At 62.7% G+C, this 19180-nt stretch carries 15 protein-coding genes and 1 pseudogene; 12 read left to right on the plus strand and 4 right to left on the minus strand.

The window, feature by feature from the left end:
- Positions 1-100 precede the first annotated feature (100 nt).
- Together ACE103_RS01875 and ACE103_RS01880 are read right to left on the minus strand one after the other, a co-directional pair.
- Positions 101-439: pseudogene (locus tag ACE103_RS01875) on the minus strand (hypothetical protein); the annotation flags it as partial.
- Positions 373-2613, minus strand: a complete 2241-nt coding sequence (locus ACE103_RS01880; RefSeq protein ID WP_375778114.1) for an NADP-dependent isocitrate dehydrogenase — start codon at positions 2611-2613, stop codon at positions 373-375. The pseudogene ACE103_RS01875 and the gene ACE103_RS01880, both read right to left, overlap by 67 nt.
- 141 nt (positions 2614-2754) lie before the next feature.
- Here ACE103_RS01880 and ACE103_RS01885 point away from each other — a divergent pair, with 141 nt between their 5' ends.
- Positions 2755-4134 carry an acyl-CoA dehydrogenase family protein gene (locus ACE103_RS01885; protein WP_375778115.1) on the plus strand — a complete coding sequence of 460 codons (1380 nt, stop codon included), beginning with the start codon at positions 2755-2757 and terminating at the stop codon, positions 4132-4134.
- 50 nt (positions 4135-4184) lie between these two features.
- Here ACE103_RS01885 and ACE103_RS01890 read toward each other — a convergent pair whose 3' ends face one another.
- On the minus strand, positions 4185-6992 hold the full coding sequence (locus ACE103_RS01890) for a LuxR C-terminal-related transcriptional regulator (protein ID WP_375778116.1): 2808 nt from the start codon (positions 6990-6992) through the stop codon (positions 4185-4187).
- Positions 6993-7234: 242 nt separating this feature from the next.
- Here ACE103_RS01890 and ACE103_RS01895 point away from each other — a divergent pair, with 242 nt between their 5' ends.
- The 5 genes from ACE103_RS01895 (at position 7235) to ACE103_RS01915 (ending at position 13342) form a co-directional block, all read left to right on the plus strand.
- The gene (locus tag ACE103_RS01895; protein WP_375781307.1) at positions 7235-8344 is read left to right on the plus strand and encodes a CaiB/BaiF CoA transferase family protein; all 1110 of its coding nucleotides are present in this window, start codon (positions 7235-7237) and stop codon (positions 8342-8344) included.
- Between the two features lie 43 nt (positions 8345-8387).
- Positions 8388-9149 carry a crotonase/enoyl-CoA hydratase family protein gene (locus ACE103_RS01900; protein WP_375778117.1) on the plus strand — a complete coding sequence of 254 codons (762 nt, stop codon included), beginning with the start codon at positions 8388-8390 and terminating at the stop codon, positions 9147-9149.
- Between the two features lie 58 nt (positions 9150-9207).
- Entirely contained in the window at positions 9208-10440 is a 1233-nt protein-coding gene (locus ACE103_RS01905) for an ABC transporter substrate-binding protein (protein ID WP_375778118.1), read from the plus strand.
- 35 nt (positions 10441-10475) lie between these two features.
- Positions 10476-12041, plus strand: a complete 1566-nt coding sequence (locus tag ACE103_RS01910) for an AMP-binding protein (protein WP_375778119.1) — start codon at positions 10476-10478, stop codon at positions 12039-12041.
- Positions 12042-12109: 68 nt separating this feature from the next.
- Positions 12110-13342, plus strand: a complete 1233-nt coding sequence (locus tag ACE103_RS01915) for an acetyl-CoA C-acetyltransferase (protein ID WP_223974534.1) — start codon at positions 12110-12112, stop codon at positions 13340-13342.
- A 454-nt stretch (positions 13343-13796) separates the two neighbouring features.
- Here the strand turns inward: ACE103_RS01915 and ACE103_RS01920 are convergent, their stop codons facing one another.
- The gene (locus ACE103_RS01920; protein WP_375778120.1) at positions 13797-14423 is read right to left on the minus strand and encodes an Lrp/AsnC family transcriptional regulator; all 627 of its coding nucleotides are present in this window, start codon (positions 14421-14423) and stop codon (positions 13797-13799) included.
- Between the two features lie 373 nt (positions 14424-14796).
- Here ACE103_RS01920 and ACE103_RS01925 point away from each other — a divergent pair, with 373 nt between their 5' ends.
- The 6 genes from ACE103_RS01925 (at position 14797) to ACE103_RS01950 (ending at position 19048) form a co-directional block, all read left to right on the plus strand.
- Positions 14797-15147: a VOC family protein gene (locus ACE103_RS01925; protein WP_375778121.1), complete on the plus strand. Its 351-nt coding sequence runs from the start codon at positions 14797-14799 to the stop codon at positions 15145-15147.
- Positions 15148-15213: 66 nt separating this feature from the next.
- On the plus strand, positions 15214-15723 hold the full coding sequence (locus ACE103_RS01930; RefSeq protein ID WP_375778122.1) for a flavin reductase family protein: 510 nt from the start codon (positions 15214-15216) through the stop codon (positions 15721-15723).
- A 6-nt stretch (positions 15724-15729) separates the two neighbouring features.
- A complete protein-coding gene (locus tag ACE103_RS01935) occupies positions 15730-16599 on the plus strand; it encodes a branched-chain amino acid ABC transporter permease (protein WP_375778123.1) in 870 nt (289 codons plus the stop codon).
- The gene (locus ACE103_RS01940) at positions 16583-17614 is read left to right on the plus strand and encodes a branched-chain amino acid ABC transporter permease (RefSeq protein ID WP_375778124.1); all 1032 of its coding nucleotides are present in this window, start codon (positions 16583-16585) and stop codon (positions 17612-17614) included. Before ACE103_RS01935 ends, ACE103_RS01940 begins: the two co-directional genes overlap by 17 nt.
- The gene (locus ACE103_RS01945) at positions 17611-18336 is read left to right on the plus strand and encodes an ABC transporter ATP-binding protein (protein WP_223974557.1); all 726 of its coding nucleotides are present in this window, start codon (positions 17611-17613) and stop codon (positions 18334-18336) included. Before ACE103_RS01940 ends, ACE103_RS01945 begins: the two co-directional genes overlap by 4 nt.
- A complete protein-coding gene (locus tag ACE103_RS01950; protein ID WP_375778125.1) occupies positions 18329-19048 on the plus strand; it encodes an ABC transporter ATP-binding protein in 720 nt (239 codons plus the stop codon). The genes ACE103_RS01945 and ACE103_RS01950 overlap by 8 nt, the downstream gene beginning before the upstream one ends.
- Positions 19049-19180 lie beyond the last annotated feature (132 nt).

Consider the following 19180-nt stretch of genomic DNA (forward strand, 5'->3'; position numbering starts at 1 on the left):
CGCCAGGCTTGGCGTCCATGAATATTTCGATGCGGGCCGGGTTGAAGCCATCATAGTCGGCCAAGAACGCCGTGGTCTTCACGATATCCGAGAGTGAGGCGCCATGTTTGCGCAGCACGCGCGCGATGCGCTCGAATATCCGGCGGGTCAGGAGTTCGACGTTATCGCGTGCGTCCTCATCGACGCAAAGGCTTCCTGACAAGAACAGCAGACCTCCACTCGGTCCGAGCGGGACGCGGCGGCCGTCGGCGACGACATGGGATTCATGCGGCAGAAAGGCATTTTGATGGTGCGCGCCCGCCGCTTCATCTCGGCCTCTGACCAGACGACACAGTCGATTTGAGTTTCCGAGGCCAACCAAGCTTCGGGTCTCTACGAACTCCCCATCTGAGCCAGTGCCGCATTGAGCGTCGGACTCGGCCGCATCACGGTTTCGCATTTGCTCAAGTCGGGCAGGTAGTAGCCACCGATGTCGGCGGGCTTGCCTTGCAAGGCCGCGAGCTCGGCAACGATCTGGTCTTCATTGCTGGTCAGCACCTCGGCCAGCGGCTTGAATTTCGACTGCAATGTGGGGTCCTCGGTTTGCGTAGCGAGTTCCTGTGCCCAATACATTGCGAGGTAGAATTGGCTCCCACGGTTATCCAATTCGCCGGTGCGCGGCGAGGGCGACTTCCGGTTGTCCAGCAGCTTTCCCGTGGCGGCGTCCAGGGTCTTGGCCAGCAGCTTGGCTTTTTGGTCACCCGTCTTCAGGCCGAGGTCCTCCAGTGATACGGCCAAGGCCAGGAATTCGCCGAGCGAGTCCCAGCGCAGGTGGTTTTCTTCCACCAGCTGCTGCACGTGTTTGGGCGCCGAGCCACCGGCGCCGGTCTCGTACATGCCGCCGCCGGCCATCAGTGGCACGATCGATAGCATCTTGGCCGAGGTGCCGAGCTCCATGATCGGAAACAGGTCGGTCAGATAGTCGCGCAGAATGTTGCCGGTAGCGCTGATCGTGTCCTGACCTCGGATCACGCGCTCCAGCGTGTAGCGCATTGCCCGCACCTGGCTCATGATCTGGATATCCAAGCCGCTGGTGTCGTGCTCGTGCAGGTACATCTTGACCTTGGTGATGAGCTGCGCCTCGTGGGGGCGGTACGGGTCCAGCCAGAACAGGACCGGCATGCCGGAATGACGAGCGCGGTTGACGGCCAGCTTGACCCAGTCGCGGATAGCGGCGTCCTTCACCTGGCACATGCGCCAGATGTCACCCTGCTCCACGTTTTGGCTCAGCAGCACCTCGCCGGAGGCGAGGTCGGTGATATTGGCAACGCCGTCCTCGGGGATTTCGAAGGTCTTGTCGTGCGAGCCATATTCCTCGGCCTGCTGCGCCATCAGTCCTACGTTAGGCACGGTGCCCATGGTCTTGGGGTCGAAGGCGCCGTGCCACTTACAGAAATTGATCATCTCCTGATAGATGCGCGCGAAGGTGCTTTCGGGCATCACGGCCTTGACATCCTTCAGGCGACCGTCGGCGCCCCACATCTTGCCTCCGTTCCGGATCATCGCAGGCATCGACGCGTCGACGATGATATCGTTGGGCGAATGAAAGTTGGTAATGCCCTTGGCCGAGTCGACCATCGCAAGTTCGGGCCGGTACTCGTGGCAGGCATGCAGGTCGCGCTTGATCTCATCCTGCTTGCTCTGGGGCAGGCTACCGATCTTGTTGTACAGGTCGACCATGCCATGGTTGACGTTCACGCCAAGTTCGTCAAACAATTGGCCGTGTTTGGCAAAGGCGTCGCGATAGAAGATCTTCACGCAGTGGCCGAATACGATGGGGTGCGAGACCTTCATCATGGTGGCTTTCACGTGCAGTGAGAACATCACGCCCGTCTTGTACGCGTCCTCGATCTGCTGCTCGTAGAACTCCAGGAGCGCTTTCTTGCTCATGAACATCGAGTCGATGACCTCGCGGTCCTGAAGCGACACCTTGGGCTTGAGTACGATGGTTCTGCCGCTCTTGGTGATCAGCTCCATCTTGACGTCACGCGGCTTGTCCAGCGTCATGGACTTCTCGCCATGGTAGAAGTCGCCCTGGTGCATATGAGAGACGTGCGAGCGAGAGGCCTGGCTCCATTCGCCCATGCTGTGCGGATTCTTGCGCGCGTAGTTCTTCACGGCGAGCGGAGCGCGGCGATCGGAGTTGCCTTCGCGCAATACCGGATTCACGGCACTCCCGGTGCATTTGGCATAGCGCGCCCGGATCGCCTTCTCTTCGTCCGACTTTGGGCTCTCGGGATAATCGGGAATCTTGTAGCCCTTGTCCTGCAACTCCTTGATCGCGGCCATCAGCTGCGCCACCGAGGCGCTGATGTTGGGCAGCTTGATGATGTTGGTGCCCGGCAGCAGCGTCAGCCGGCCCAGTTCGGCCAGGTTGTCGGGTAAACGCTGCTCTTCGGTCAGGAATTCCGGGAATTCACCGAGGATTCGGCTCGCCACCGAGATGTCGCTGGTAACGACGTTGATGCCGACGGGCGCCGTGAACGCACGCACGATAGGCAAGAACGCTGCGGTCGCCAATGCTGGGGCCTCGTCGGTCAGCGTGTAGATGATGGTGGGAGATGCGGTACTCATGCATTCGCTTCCTTGGCGGGGCAACATCTATGCCGATGCATCCACCGGCGTTGTTCGCCATGAAGATGAACGAGCCCCGGGCGAGGTGCAAGGGGAAGCGTAGCGGCGCGCCGGGAAGCAGCTCCCGTGCCGCAAATGATCTTGCGGAAGGCGCGCAACCACCCCGGTCCGAGATCTTCGTCGTCGAGATGGAGCGGGCGGAGCGCGATCAAGACCGCGCAAGCCGTCCTGACCATAATCAGGGATCGGCCTCGCCTGGATCGTTTCAGGCGATGTCGCCCCGCCCCCGACCCTACCCAACGCGGGTGGTCGAACTTCAGGCCGCACCGGCTAGCTTCCGGACTGAACCCAAACGGCTCCCGGGCCCAAGAGACCTTCCAGATGCAGATCGCTCGCTCCGTCTTTCGCGAAGACCACGAAATGTTCCGCGCTACGGTTCGCCGCTTCATCGAACGTGAATGCGTGCCGCGGCAGGAGGAATGGGACGATGCGGGACGTGTCGACCGCGAGGTTTGGCTCAAGGCCGGCCAGGAGGGCCTACTGGGGGTCATCCTGCCGGAAGAATATGGCGGCGGGGGTGGCGACTTCGGCCATGCCGTGGTGATGGCGGAGGAAATGGCACGCGCCAACATAAGCGGACCTGGCTTTCAGGTGCACTCCGATATCATCGCGCCATACATCGCGCGGGTCGGAAACGAGGAACAGAAGAGGAAGTGGCTGCCGCGCGCCTGTTCCGGTGAACTGATTCTGTCGATCGCGATGACCGAGCCGGGCACGGGCAGCGATCTCAAGTCGATACGGACGACCGCGGTCAGGGATGGCGACGATTACGTCATCAACGGAAGCAAGACCTTCATCAGCAATGGCCTGAACTCCGACATCGTCATCGTGGTTTGCAAGACGGACGCAAACGCCGGCGCCAAGGGCATGAGCCTCATCGTCGTCGAGGCGGATCGTGCGGGGTTCCGGCGAGGGCGCAAGCTGAAGAAGGTCGGGCAGCATGCCGCGGATACGGCCGAGTTGTTCTTCGACAACGTCCGGGTCCCCGTCAGCAACAGGCTCGGCGAAGAGGGGATGGGATTCAAATATCTGATGGGTGAATTGCCGCAGGAGCGCTTCTCGATTGCGGTATCGGCTGCAGCGCGTCTGGAGGCCGCGCTTGATCACACGCTGGCCTATGTCAAGGAACGGAAAGCCTTCGGCCATACAGTGTGGGATTTTCAGAACACGAAGTTCAAGCTTGCCGATATCAAGGCGCAGGCCGTGGCAGTCCGGCTGATGGTCGATCATTACCTCGCCGAGCATATGAAGCGCGGGTTGACGCTTCAGGAGTCGGCGATCGCAAAGCTGTTCGCGACCGAGACGCTCGGGAAGGCGCTCGACGAAATGGTGCAGCTCCACGGTGGTTATGGCTACATGATGGAATATCCGATCGCCAGATCGTTCGTCGACATGCGCGTCAGCCGAATCTACGGCGGAACCAGCGAGGTCATGCGCGACCTGATTTCCCGCCAGCTTTGACGGCCTGTTGTGGCCGAAGCGCGGCGTGGGCGGAGACTGGGGGCGTCACCTCACGGTGAACGTGCCGCTTGGCCGTTCGCGTTCCATCCGAGGTCGCGCATGCGCGCGACGGCGTCATCGCGACCGGCGACGCCGAGCTTGCCGTAGATGTTCTTGAGGTGCCATTTCACGGTATCGGGCGAAAGGCCGAGCGCCCGCGCGATTTTCTTGTTGGGAAACGCCTGCGCAAGCATGCGAATGACGTCGAGTTCGCGATCGCTAAGGCTCTCCAGCAGTCCGGAACGGCTCTCGGCTGTATCATTGCGCGAGGCGGGCGCGGCCCGCCGCGCCGGCAGGTCCGCGTCGCGCAGATGCTCGACATAGAATGACAGCAGGACATCAAAGCCCGGCGCCGCGCCGCGCGAGCGGACGAGGTCGAGCGCGGAGGCATCCGCATCGAGCAGGCTTCGCACGAGGCCGAGCCGATGGCCGAGACGCAGCGCCTCCAGTGTCATCGCGTCGGCCTGCTCGCCCATGCCGCGTCGCTTCGCGACAAGAGCACTTTGAAGCTGGAGCATGGCCACGATCTGCTGATGGCCACGCGCTTCGCAGATCTCGATCAGCGAATCGAGCCGGGCTGCGGCGGCCTCATAGCGGCCGACCGCAATGTCGTCTCTGACATGCGCCCGCTCGACGATGATGAAAATCTCGTCGCCCAGATTGCTGCCCGACTTCGGATGCCGCCGCCCGATTTTGTCGAGGCCGGCGAGCTTGCGTTTCGCCGTTTCGAACTCACCTTGCTCGAGATGGCGTCGAACCTGTTCGCCGAGGCTGTGTGCGAGCAATCGATCGAGCTTGAGGTTCAGCGCGTAGTCTTCAAGTCGCTCGAGATAGGCAAGGGCCTCCTGGCGCCGGCCGGCGAGCCAATGTGAGGCGGAGAGCACCGAAAGGACCCGCAGCACGGAGTCGGGAATCGAAACGCGTTCGAGCACGTCGACGCGATCGTCCAGCAGTTGCAGGGCGGCCAGGGGATCATTGAGTTCATAGAGCGCCTCTCCAAGCAGCGCCGCAGCCAGGCAGGCGGGATCGATGCAGGATGGGCCACGTTGCTCCGATTCGTAGAGAACGTCGCGATAGATCCGCTCCGCTTCGATGATCTGGCCCTGAAGCGCATAGCTGAGCCCGACCAGGCAGCGGCCCTGCAGGCGGCCGCCGGGAGTGCCGAGAAGGGGCGTCCCGCCGGCTCCGGTCGAAGGGGATCCGAGCTGCACCTGTCGCGCCAGTTCGTAATTTGCGCGATGCATGTATAACCAGGACAGGATGTTGTCGCGTCCGCCGATGGCGGCCGGATCGACGCCTGCCGGCGGATGCAGCAACTGCGGAAGGACCAGCATCGCCGCGTCGGTGTCGTCGCGCGCGACCGCCAGCGTCGCCTTCAGAAGCGCAAGCGCAAATCGCGCGGACGCGTCGCTTGCCGGCAGATCGGCTTCGAGCTGCTCGAGGCTGTCACCGCAGGCGTCCAGTTGGCGCGCCAGAAGCTGCGATCGGGCCATCCAGAGCCGCAGGTTTGTGCGCGACTGTACCTCGTGCTCCGGAAGCAGGCGAACCAGGCTGTTGAGGTTACGGACATCCCCACGCGCAAGCAGGTCCTGCCCATATTGATCCAGCAGGTCGGCAGCCGCGGCCGCTTCGTCGGCGGAGATGGCGTGGCGAACAGCCTCATCGACATAGCCATGCTCGCGGAGCCAGATCCATGCCGCCTTGTGGCATTGCCGCTGTTGCACGTCCGCACGCTGGCGAAACCGGCCGCGCATGGCTTCGCCGAGCAGGGGATGAAAGCGATACCAGAGCACGCGTTCCGACGATTCGACCGGGATGATGAAGCCGTTTTGCGTTGCCAGGTTTGCCAACAGTGCTTCGATGCTGGCGCCGTCTTGCTCCCTGCCCAGCAGTGCGGCGCAGATGGAGGCACAGAACCGCGTGCAGATCGACGCCGTCTCGAGCAGCGCGCGCTCGTCATTGGACAGTTTTGACAGGATCTCATGCTCGAAATAGTCGGCGAATGATTGCGCGTCCTGGAGGTGGATGCGGGACGCGAGCCTGATTTCCCTTGTGGCGCCCTTCCTGGACCAGCCGATCGACAGAAGCTGGAGGCCCGCCACCCACCCGTCCGTGAGTTCGTAGAGACGCCGGGCGGCGCGCCGGTCGCTCTTGCCGAACCGGCTCTGGAGAAACGCATCGGTCTCGGCCTGGGAAAAGCGCAGGTCCTGAAAATCGAGCTCGAATATGCTCTGCTGATCGCGCAGCCGCGACAGCGAGATCGGAGCGGCGCTACGACAGACAAGAACGACATGGAGGTTGTGAGGCGACTGATCGAGCAGCCATTGCAGAGCCCAATGGCTTGCCGTATCCGTCAGCAAATGGAGGTCGTCCAGCACCAGCACGATCTCTCGCGGCCGTATCGCGATACTTCGCACGAGCGCAATGAGCGTGCGCTCGACGGCCTCGCGGTCGATGCCGCGCCCCGCCAGTTGCGACGCAGCCTGACTGATGGCCGGATCGACCTGGGCGAAGCTCGCAAGAACGTAGTCCAGCCAGCGGGAAACCTCGTTGTCGTCAGGGGCGAGCGTCAACCAGGCCACATCAAAGCCGAGCGTAAGCAGCTCGCGGCGCCAGGCTGCAACGATCGACGTCTTGCCGGAGCCGGCCGGGCCGTGCACCAGCACACAGCGTTGTCGCCGTGCCTTGACGAGCCGGGCAATCAGGTGGTCCCGCGGGAGCAGGCGGCCGCCTTCGCGCGGCGGAAACAGCTTGGTGCTGACGATGGGCTGCAGGACCTCGTGTGACGGACCTGCTTCGTCCGACGGACGGGTCACCATCTCAGTTGTTCCTCCATCCCACGCCGAGATCCCGTTCCACCAGCCTGACGGTGTCGAGGCCACATAAAGCGGCCCGGTGTCATGCAGACCACCCGGAGCGGGTGGGGCGGCGTAGCCTCTGTCAGGTGTAGTTCTGGCGCAAGCTGACACCGGCACACAAGCTGATCGGAGCAAAATTGAGCGTTTTGTCCGGAATTCGCGTCCTCGAATTCGAGGCGATTGGGCCAGCCCCTTTCGGCGCGATGTTGCTCGCGGACATGGGGGCGGACGTGCTCAGGATCGATCGGCCGTCGCCGCCGCAAGACCTTGGGCCGCGTCGCACCGGAAAGCCGGTCGACATCACCGGCCGCGGGCGCCGTTCGATCACGCTCGATCTGAAATCGCCTTCTGCGGCATCTGCTGTCCTTGAACTGATCGAAAAAGCCGATGTGCTGATCGAGGGATTCCGTCCGGGGACGATGGAGCGGCTCGACCTCGGTCCTGATCTGGTGCTCGAACGCAATCCGCGGGTGGTCTATGCACGGATGACCGGCTGGGGGCAGACCGGTCCGCTCGCCGGCGATGCCGGCCACGATCTCAACTACATCGCGCTATCGGGTGTCCTGTCGGCGATCGGTCTGGCGGGCGGCCGGCCCCTGCCGCCGCTCAATCTGGTTGGCGACTACGGCGGCGGGGGCATGCTGCTCGCGCTCGGGGTGGTCGCTGCGCTGCTCAATGTGCAGCGGGGCGGGGCGGGACAGGTCGTCGATGCCGCGATGATCGAAGGTGCGGCGCAACTCGGGTCGATCATGTGGGGTCTGGTGGCCGGAGGTGGCTGGCAAGAGCAACGCGGCAGCAACATTCTCGATGGCGGCGCGCCATGGTACGACAGCTATCGCACGCTTGATGGCCACTACATGGCCGTGGGCGCCGTCGAACAGCGGTTCTATGCCGAACTCGTCAAACGACTGGGCCTTGCCGGGGCCGATCTTCCCAAGCAGTACGATCGCAGCGGCTGGCCGGCGCTGCGCAATGCCTTCGCAAGGGTGTTTCTCGGCAAGACCCGAGACGAATGGTGCACCATCTTCGAGGGCAGCGACGCCTGCGTGACGCCGGTGCTCGCCTTCTCGGAGGCGCCGCATCATCCGCAAAATCGCGCCCGCGGCAACTTCATCGAAATCGATGGCGTCATCCAGCCGGCCCCGGCGCCGCGGTTCCTCGGCACTCCGTCGCAAGCGCTTAAGTCCGCGCCGCGGCGCGGTGAACGTGGCGACGCCGCGCTGCGGCAATGGGGATTCGATCCTTCGGGTGTTTCGAGGCTGCGCGAGCTCGGCGTCGGATTTCTCGGTCAAGCCGAGCCGCAGCCGGCGTGAATGGCGGCTTCTCCTTCTCAATGTGATTCGAAACGGGGACAAAATGAGTGAACGTGTTCTGACCGAGCGGCGCGGCCATATCCTGGTCATCACCATCAATCGCCCGGAGGCGAAAAACGCCTTCGACCATGCGTCCGCCCAGGCGATGCATGCCGCGATGGACCTGCTCGACGCAGAGGACGATCTCTTCGTCGGCGTCATCACCGGGGCCGGCGGCACGTTCTCCGCCGGAGCCGACCTGAAGGCGGTCGCGCGTAACGAGCGCGCGGTGACCGAGCGCGGTGGCTTCGGCATGTTCAAGCGTCCGTCACGCAAGCCGCTGATCGCGGCGGTGGAAGGATTTGCGGTCGGCGGCGGGCTCGAGCTTTGCCTGTCCTGCGACCTCGTCGTTGCCGCACGGAACGCAAGGATGGGGCTTCCCGAAGTGAGGCACAACGTTGCGGCGGTGGGCGGCGGGCTGTTTCGGCTGCCGCGGCGCATTCCCTACCATGTCGCGATGGAGTTAGCGCTCACCGGCGGTTTCCACGATGCCGAGTTCTTCCGGCATTATGGGCTGGTGAACCGCATCAGCGAGCCGGGACACGCGTTGGCCGCCGCGATCGCTTTCGCGGAGGAGCTGCTGGTGAATGGTCCCACCGCGCTCGCCGCGTCCAAGGAGATCATGCTCCAGTCGGCGAACTGGACCGATGAGGAGGCCTGGAGCCGACAGGCTCCGATCGCAGCGATCGCGTTCGAGGCCGAGGATCGCACGGAAGGTCTTCGCGCCTTCGCCGAAAAGCGAAAGCCGGTCTGGCGCGGACGCTGAGAAGTCGGGCCACGAGGTCTCGTCAACCCATCACGACAAGTAAACCCGAGGACATGAAATGACCTGCAAGGACCTGATGGTCGGAGCCTTGGCACTCGCGGCCTGCGTTGCGGTGGCGAGCACGCCGGCGGACGCGCAGAGGAAGTACGATCCCGGTGCCAGCGACACCGAGATCAAGATCGGAAACATCATGCCATATAGCGGACCTGCATCCGCCTACGGCGTCATCGGCAAGGCGAGCGAAGCCTATTTCCGGATGATCAATGATGAAGGCGGCATCAATGGCCGCAAGATCACATTCGTCACCTATGATGATGCCTATAGTCCGCCGAAGACCGTTGAACAGGCGAGGAAGCTCGTCGAGAACGACGATGTGCTGCTGATCTTCCAGCCGCTTGGAACGCCGGGGAATACGGCGATCCAGAAATATCTCAACACCAAGAAGGTTCCCCAGCTCTTTGTCGCCTCTGGAGCGACCAAATGGGGCGATCCGAAGAACTTCCCTTGGACGATGGGCTTCCAGCCGAACTATCAGAGCGAGGGGCGGATCTTCGCAAAGTATATCCTCGAGCATCGTCCGCAAGCGAGGATCGGCGTCCTGTACCAGAATGACGACTTCGGCAAGGATGTGCTCAAGGGCCTGAAGGACGGCCTTGGCGAGAAGACGGCGCTGATCGTTGCAGAAGCAACCTACGAGATTTCCGATCCGACCGCCGACTCGCAGATCGTGAAGCTCAAGACGGCGAATGCCGACGTGTTTGTCGATCTGACGTCGCCGAGGTTCGCGGCCCTGGCGATTCGGAAGGTCGCCGAGCTCGGCTGGAAACCGATGCATTTCATCAGCAGCGTTTCCGGGTCGATCGGGTCGGTGTTGCAGCCGGCCGGGCTGGACAACGCCAAGGGTCTGCTCAGCACGGCCTACACCAAGGATCCGTCCGATCCGCTGTGGAAGGACGATCCGAAGATGATCAAGTGGAACGCCTTCATGGACAAGTACATGCCGGGCGTGAACAAGGCGGACCAGGGCTACGTCTCGTCCTACATGGCGACCCAGACGCTGGTCGAGGTCCTGCGGCGATGCGGCTACGATCTGTCCCGCGCGAACGTGATGCGGCAGGCGGCAAATCTCAGGGATTTCGAGGTCGACGTCCTGCTGCCGGGCATCAAGGTCAACACCAGCGCAACCGATTTCTTTCCGGTCGAACAGCTGCAGATGCGACGCTTCGATGGACGCGTGTGGGAGCTGTTTGGTCCCGTCATGAATGGCGAGGTCGGCAGTCCGGCCGGTTGATCGAACAAGAAGCCAGCTTGGGCAGGAGGTGAACAGTGAACGAGCAAATCGGGTTTGCGCCGACCACGACAACGATGATCCTGCGCGCACTGTCGCGGTTTCCGGACCGCCAGGCATTCGTCTGGAATGACGGCAGCATGACCTATTCCGCGGTGCGTGACCTGATCGCCGACTTGCAGTCGGGAATGGTTCAGGCCGGTCTCGGAAAGGGTGACGTCGTCGCGCTCTTGAGCGCCAACAGCGCCGAGACGTGGTGCGCGGGCGTTGCGGCGCAGGCGCTTGGCCTCGTCATCACCTGGCTGCACCCGCTCGGCTCGCTCGCGGATCACCTTGCTGTCATCGAAGACATCGAGGCGACGGCCTTGATCGTCGACCCGAAGACGCACGGCCAGCGCGGGGCAGAACTTGCAGCCGGCGCCGCCACGCAGCTCAGGTTGACATTCACCATGGGGCGGAGCGAGTTCGGCCGCGATTTACTTGCCGCGGCGCGCGCTGTCGGCGCCGTGCCGATTGTCGACCTCACCAACATCGATGAGCTTGCGATCGTCAACTACACCGGCGGCACCACCGGAAAGTCGAAGGGAGCGATCCGCCGTCATCGGGCTCTGGTGGCGTCGGCCCAGTCGGTCGCAGTCGAGTTCGGGTTGCCCGACACGCCACGCTATCTCGCCGCGGCGCCGATCACGCACGTCTCGGGGAGCTTCGTCTTGCCGTCGCTGTCGCGCGGCGGAACCGTGCATCTGCTGAAAGGCTTCGACCCCGAAGAGTTTCTTGCCACCATCATGCGGCAGAAGATCAATGTGACCATGATGGTCCCGACCATGATCTACCTGATGCTCGACAGCGCGAAGCTCGCAAGTACGGATCTCTCGTCACTCGAACTGCTGCTGTACGGCGCATCGCCGATGTCGCCGACGCGGCTGGTGGAGGGGCTTGAGCGTATCGGCCCGATCTTCGCGCAGCTCTACGGCCAAACCGAGTGCTTCCCGATCAGTCTGCTCGGGCGGGCCGATCACGACGCCAGGCGTCCCGAACTGTTTGCATCCTGCGGCTTCCCGCTGGCCTCCTGTGGCGTCTCGTTGCTGGATGACAACAACCAGCAGGTCCAGCCGGGCGATGCCGGAGAAATCTGCGTTCGCGCCACACAGGCGATGGAGGGATACTGGAAGCGGCCCGAGCAGACCGCCGAGGCCTTCGCCGGCGGCTGGCTGCACACCGGCGACATCGCAAGGGCCGACGAGCGCGGCTATCTCTACATCGTCGATCGCAAGAAGGACATGATCGTCTCCGGTGGCTTCAACATCTTTCCCCGCGAGGTGGAAGACGTGCTGTCGTCGCATCCCGATGTGGCGATGGCCTCAGTTATCGGCATACCTCATCCCAAATGGGGTGAAGCGGTCACGGCCCTGGTCGTCGCCAAGCCCGGCAAGCGGCCCAGCGCCGAAACGCTGATGGATCTCGTCAAGCGGCATAAAGGCGGCACGCATGTCCCCAAGCAGATCGAGTTCGTCGAAAGCCTGCCGCTGACCGCGGTGGGCAAGGTGGACAAGAAGGTGCTGCGCGCAAAGTACTGGGCCGGGCAGGATCGGCAGGTCGGGTAGCGGCCTGGTCGCTCGGCAGTTCGCTTCGGAATCACGAATCCAATCGCTCCAACATTCGACACAATGACATGGTTGACGCTCTGATCATCGATGCATGCAGGACACCGCGCGGTATCGGCAAAGCCGGCAAGGGGGCTCTCTCCGGAATTCACCCGCAGCAGCTCGGCGCGACGGTGTTGCGCGCCCTCGCCGATCGCACCGGCATCGACACCGCCGATGTCGACGACATCGTATGGGGCACCAGCTCGCAACGCGGCCAGCAGAGCGGCGATCTCGGGCGGATGTCAGCGCTTGACGCGGGATACGATGTCCGCGCCAGCGGCGTCACGCTGGATCGGTTCTGTGGCTCGGGCATCACCAGCGTGACCATGGCCGCGCATGCGATCATGTCGGGCTCCGAAGATCTCGTGATCGCGGGCGGCACCGAAATGATGTCGATGGAAGGCCGCCGCGGCGAAGGACCGATGGTCATGGACGCCGGAAACCTGCGCCTGCGCGCCCGGCATCCGCAATCGCATCAGGGCGTCTGCGCCGATGCGGTGGCAACGCTCGAAGGCATCACGCGCCAAGAACTGGACCAACTCGGACTGGAGAGCCAGAGGCGCGCCACCGCGGCGATCGAGGGTGGTCGCTTCAGCAAGAGCCTGGTGCCGGTTTATCGCGAGGACGGCACGCTTGCCCTCGACCGTGACGAATATCCAAGGCCGGACAGCACGCTCGAGGGGCTGGCGACGCTGAAGCCGGCCTTCGCGGCGATGGCGGATTACCCGCTCGACCAACGCGGGACCACCTATCGAAAGCTGATCCTCGACCGATATCCTGACCTTGACATCAATTTCCTGCATCACGCCGGCAATTCGTCGGGCGTGGTCGACGGTTCGGCCGCAATCCTGCTGGGATCGCCAGGCTATGCTGAGAAGCATGGCCTGAAGCCGCGGGCCCGAATTGTCGCGACCGCCAATATGGGCGATTCGCCGACGTTGATGATGAACGCGCCGGTCCCGGCGACGCGCAAGGTGCTCGCGAAGGCGGGATTGACGCTCGGCGATATCGACCTGTTCGAGGTCAACGAGGCCTTTGCCGTCGTGGTCGAAAAGTACATTCGCGATCTGAAGATTGATCGCGACAAGATCAACGTCAATGGAGGTTCGATCGCACTGGGGCATCCGATCGGAGCGACAGGTACGATCCTGATCGGGACCGTTCTCGATGAGCTCGAGCGACGCGATCTCAGGCGAGGTCTCGTGACCATGTGTGCGGCCGGAGGGATGGCTCCCGCGATCATCATCGAACGGATCTGACGATGTTTGGAGCATGAGACGAGCCCGCTCGCGATGCGCGAGCCGGAACGCACTAGCGGCCTGCCTCGCTGTGCAGGCCGAGCTTCGAATTCCGCGAAGCTTGTCGTGTTCGCGCGCGGTTGTGTTTCATGAACTTCAACGCAGGCGGTCATGCTACATTTGCGGCAGAATCACATTTTGGGCCGTAGCCCAAACGGTGGGTTCCGGTCTGGAAATGCCAAAAAACGCTTTATCTTTCAATGGGGATTGACTGACACCCTCTCCGCCACCTCGAGGATTGTGTCGCGCGCGTACCAGTCGCGTGCCTTCCAGGTGTCCCGCTTCATGGTCTTGAAGGGCAGATCGGCCGACTGGACCCGGCGTTTCGACGCCCAAATATCCTGACAGAGCTTCTCGATCGCCTTGTCGCTGCCGGCTCCCGTTGCCGCTTCTGACGTCGGGTACCGCCCGATCGCTAGAAGCTGGCTGCATTGTGGTTGAGCGCGCGCGACGTCTCGATGCTCATGCCGGCGTCGATCCGCGTCTGAAGGGCAGTGTCGTATTGCGGCTTGGCCGGTCTCTCGATTCGCCTGGAAGCCGAGCTGGACGACTTGATCTGAACCGGTTGGCTGGAGTCGATAGGCAGCACCGTCTTGTGGGAAATCCGCTTCAAGGCCAGGTTCGAACGAATGCTGGTCACGCCCGGTATGCGCGAGAGCTTGTTGACGATGAGGTCTTCAAGCGCCTCGATGTCGGACACCATCACGCGGAGCAGATAGTCGCTATCGCCGGTCATCAGGTAACACTCCATCACCTGGTTCAGGCGATCGATCGAACGCGTGAAGTTCTCGAGCGAGAGCTGCACCTGCTTTTCGAGCTTGACCTGGATGAACGCAGTCACGCCGATCCCGACGACTGCCGGATCCAGCACGGCAATTCGCCGGTCGATCACGCCGAGCTTCTCTAGCGTGCGAACGCGGGCGAGGCAGGGGGAAGGTGAGAGATTGACGCGCGAAGCAAGCTCGACGTTGGTCAAGTCGGCGTTCTGCTGCAGTTCATTCAGAATCTTGATGTCGATCCTGTCCAGAGCCGTCGTCGTCATTCGATTTCTCCCTGGCAACCGTGGCTTCGTCGAGGTTCGGTCCCGCGCGCTATCCCGCGTGGTGACATCTCCATGACAGCGATGCTAACCGCAGTCGCGACCGTGGGAATTTCGACAAAATGACGACTTGTATCGAAAAACGGTCAATCTCCCCCGGGGCTGGCACGCGCTGAAATCGACATCGTCCGCTCGCCGCGAACGCTGGTGAGCAATGACGCCAAGGTGCGCATGTCGCGGCACATAATGCTGCTCAACGATGTGGGCAGCCATCTGTTCGAGCATTAATGCCGACCAAACGGGGCGACTATCTCCGGACGATCGGGGCCTGTGGAGATCGCAGATCGAGGGCCCGTTCGGAATCGGGAGTGAGAAAGTGAAGCTCAAGCACGTCTATCTGACTGCCGTCGAACCCGAAGAGCTGGCGGGGTTCTACGAGGCCCTCGGATTGACGATCCGCTTCGCCGACCGCGGCAAGTGGATTCAGTTCGCAGGAGAGAAGGCCGCCCTTTGTGTCGCAAGTCCCGCTGAATCCGTATCTGAGCCGTCCCGGAATGCCGTCCTCGTCTTCGAGGTGGATGATTTGGAGTTTGCTCTCGATCGCGCGCGGGCTCAGGGGGCCGAGGTGCTTGGCGACATCAGGGACATGGGAGCGCATGGTCGGGTGGCCCATTTCAAGGACCCTCAGCACAATACGATCCAGCTCTTTCAGGCTGCGGCCAAGTAGGCCCGCAGATCATCATTTCGGCTCCATGTATCAGGGCAATCCACCATGAACCTACGAGTCTCGCCCATGCCCAGTCAGGACAACCCGGTGCTCAGCAGCACGGAATTCCGCAGCGCCATGCGCAACGTCCCGGGCGCCGTGTCGATCGTCACGACGGGCGCGCGGCCGGGCAGGCACGGTTTGACATTGACGGCCGGTTGCTCGGTGTCGACCGAGCCATCGAGCGTGCTGGTCTGCGTCAACAAGTCGGCCGGCGCCCACGATACGATCAAGCAGAGCGGATCGTTCTGCTGGAACATCCTCACGGCAGATCACGCTGCGCTGGCGCAGAAATTCGCGGGCCAGGACGGCAGCAAGGGCGACATACGTTTCAGCGAAGGTTTGTGGCGCGAGCTCGCGACGGGGGCGCCGAGTCTCGTCGAGGCGATCTGCAGCTTTGATTGCCGCGTGTCCGATTCATACGATGCCGGCAGTCATACGATCTTCGTCGGCGCAGTGGTCGCGCAGGCGACCAACACCGATCGCGAGCCTCTCGTCTATGTGAAGGGTGAATTCACCGTGCCCAAGTGCCGGTGATCGCTCATGCTGTCTCTCTGGCTCAATGTTCTCGCGAGTGGTGTCCTGCTCGGTCTCGTCTACGGCCTGGTGGCGCTCGGCCTGACGATCATTTTCGGCGTCATGCGCGTCGTCAACTTCGCGCATGGTGAGATGGTCGTGTTCGGCGTCTACATCGGCTATTGGGCTGTCCGCCTTTGGGACGTTCCGATCATCGTCGCGGCGGTGATCGCGGCGGTCGTGATGTTCGTCTTCGGGTATTTGCTGGAGACCCTGCTCGTCAAACGGTTCGTCAATCGGCCGCATCATTATCAATTCATCGTCTTCATCGGGCTATCGTTGCTTTTCACCGGCGCGCTGCTGGTGACGTTCGGGCCGGATCCGCGCCCCACCGCCTCGCAGCTGTCGTTTCACACCGTATCGCTCGGATTCGTGACCTTGGATCTGGCGCGTCTGCAGGCCGCAGCAACCGCGGGCCTGCTCATCACGCTGCTGGGGGCGTATCTGAAGTTTTCATCGTTCGGCCGGTCCTTGCGCGCGGCGGCGGACAACCGTTTGGGCGGCCTGGTCGTCGGTCTGAACATCCCCCGGGTCTATGCGGTGACCTTCGGTCTTGGCGCGGCCTGCGCGGGCGTCGCCGGCGCATTGATATCTCCCTTGTTCGACGCGCAACCGTATCTGGCCGTCGACTTTACCCTGCTGGCTTTCGTGACGGTGATCGTCGGCGGTCTCGGCAGCTTCAGCGGCGCGCTGTTGGGCGGCCTGCTGATCGGCGTGGCCGAGGCAATCGCAGCGTTGATGTTCACCCCGTCGATGAAGACGGCGCTGCCCTATGCGCTCCTGATCATCATCCTGATTTTCCGTCCGAGAGGTTTCTTTGGTGCAAAAGAGATTTGAGGGGTCGGCCGACATCAAGCCGTGGCTTGCCGGAGCAATGGTCTTCGTGACCCTTACCCTGGTCGGCGCGCTGGCAAATCCTTACTTCATCTCGTTGATGACGATCGTGTTGCTGTTCACGTTCCTCGGCCAATCCTGGAATCTGATGCTCGGGATCGGTGGCCAACTCTCGATCGGTCATGCCCTCTTCGTCGGCCTCGGAGCCTATTCAGTTGCGGTGCTCGACGTGAAGTACGGCATTTCTCCGTGGATAGGCCTGCTGCTTGGGATGTTCCTTGCCGGGTCCGTCGGCGCGATGCTGGCGTGGTTGAGCTTCCGGTTCGAGGTGCGTGGCATCTATTTCGCGCTGCTGACGATCGCCGCCGCCGAGTTCGCCAGGATCATGTTCAGCGGCTGGGAGTTCGTTGGCGCAATGCAGGGGCTGTTCTTTGCCGCGCCGACCAATGCGATCGAGTTCTCGATGCTCCGGGGCGACGCGCGCTTCTACTACTTTGTCGCGCTTGCGCTGGCCGCCCTCGGTATCGTGGGCACCGAACTGATCTCGCGATCGTATCTCGGATACGTCTGGCGAGCGATGCGGGACGACGAGCAGGCGGCACGCGCGCTCGGTGTTCGCACATTCCGGCACAAGATCCTTGTGATCGCGATCTCGGCGGCGACGGCGGCCGTGGGCGGCGGAATTCTGGCGCTGGTGCAGGGATCGATATTCCCGGATTCGATCATGGGGATGGGGCTCTCCGTCGACGTCCTGATCGGGCCCGTGGTCGGCGGCTTGGGCACGACGTTTGGTCCGCTGGTCGGGTCGCTCGCGGCTATTCCCCTGAACCATCTGATGAGCGCGCTCGGCGACAGTCTGCGGATCCCGGGACTGAACAACATCGCCTACGGTGTCGTGCTGGTGCTCGTCGTCTGGTTCCTGCCCGACGGCATCTGGCCGGCGATGGTGCGGCTCTGCAAGGCGATCCAGCTGCCGTCCCGGGTGTGGCTGCCGCAACCGAGAAAGGCCGAAGAATGACGGCCTTGCTCGAGGTGAAGAATCTCTCCAAATCGTTCGGCGGATTGGTCGCGGTGAACAATGTCAGCTTCGCACTGCAAGCCGGACGGATCACCGCGTTGATCGGGCCGAACGGGGCAGGAAAGACGACATGTTTCAACCTCGTTGCGGGCGCCATGCAGCCGACCAGCGGGGAGGTGCTGTTCGAGGGACGCCCGATCGAGAATACACCGCCTGAACTTGTCTGCAGGATGGGTATCGCGCGGACATTCCAGATCGTGCGGCCGATGCGCGACATGTCGGTGCTCGAGAACGCAATGGTCGGCGCCTTCAGCTGGACCCGGAACGTCAGCGAAGCCAGGTCGACGGCATACGAGTCCCTTGAAAGCGTTGGACTTGCCGGCAAGGCCAATGCAAGGACCGACCAGCTGACGCTGCCGGATCGGAAAATGCTGGAAACCGCCAAAGCGCTGTCCACCCGGCCCAAGCTGCTGCTGCTCGACGAGGTGATGGCGGGCCTCCGTCCCACCGAAGCCGCGAGCGTTGTCCGCGTATTGCAGGGACTTGCCGAAGCCGGGCTGACGATCCTCCTCGTCGAGCATGTCATGCGCATCGTGATGGAGGTCGCGTCGCGTGTCGTCGTGCTGCATCACGGCGCCAGGATCGCCGAAGGAAGTCCTGGCGAGGTGGCCGCGGACCCGAGGGTCCTTGAGAGCTATCTGGGGACAGGCTTCCATGCTTGACGAGGCGCTCTTATCAATCGACGGGCTTTGTGTTGCCTACGACGGATCGAACGCCCTGAACGGCGTCTCCCTGCGGATCCACAAGGGTGAGTTGATCTGTGTCGTGGGTGCGAATGGCGCGGGAAAGACCTCGCTGATCAGATCGATCGCAGGCATCGTTCCATCTTCGGCCGGCGCCGTGAAGATGAACGGCGTCGATATCACCGGGATGCCGCCGTGGGAGATCTGCGAACGCGGCATTGCGCAAGTCGCCGAAGGTCGACAGATCTTTGGCAGCCTGTCAGTCGAAGAGAATTTGCTGTTGGGTGGCGCGCTGAAGCGCGCGAAGGCCGGTCAGCTCGAAACGCTTGAGTTCGTCTACCAGTTGTTTGAAAGGCTTCGAGAGCGCAGGCGGCAGCTTGCCGGAACGCTTTCGGGCGGCGAGCAGCAGATGCTGGCGATCGGGCGCGCGATCATGGCGAAGCCTGAAATCGTGATGTTCGACGAGCCGTCGATTGGACTGTCACCCGCCTTGACGGACGTGATGTTTGGGGTGGTGAAGTCCCTGCACGCGCAGGGGATCACGGTGCTGCTGGTCGAGCAGAACGTCGCGAAATCCCTTGCGTTGAGCAATCGCGGCTACGTCCTGGAAAACGGTTCGATCGTGCTGCACGGACCGAGCGACGAATTGCTGAGCAATTCCGAGGTTCAGCGCGCATATCTCGGAATGTAGTGGTGTTTCGCGCCCGCGGCATTGATCCGCCCGGCGTGGAACCGGGACAAGATCAAGCAGATTATGCTGCGATCCTGTGCCGTGACGGCGATTTGTGTCGATCCGCCCCGATACGGAAGCGTCGTATGGCAA

The sequence above is a fragment of the Bradyrhizobium sp. ma5 genome (assembly GCF_042258955.1).
In the GTDB taxonomy this organism is placed as follows: domain Bacteria; phylum Pseudomonadota; class Alphaproteobacteria; order Rhizobiales; family Xanthobacteraceae; genus Bradyrhizobium.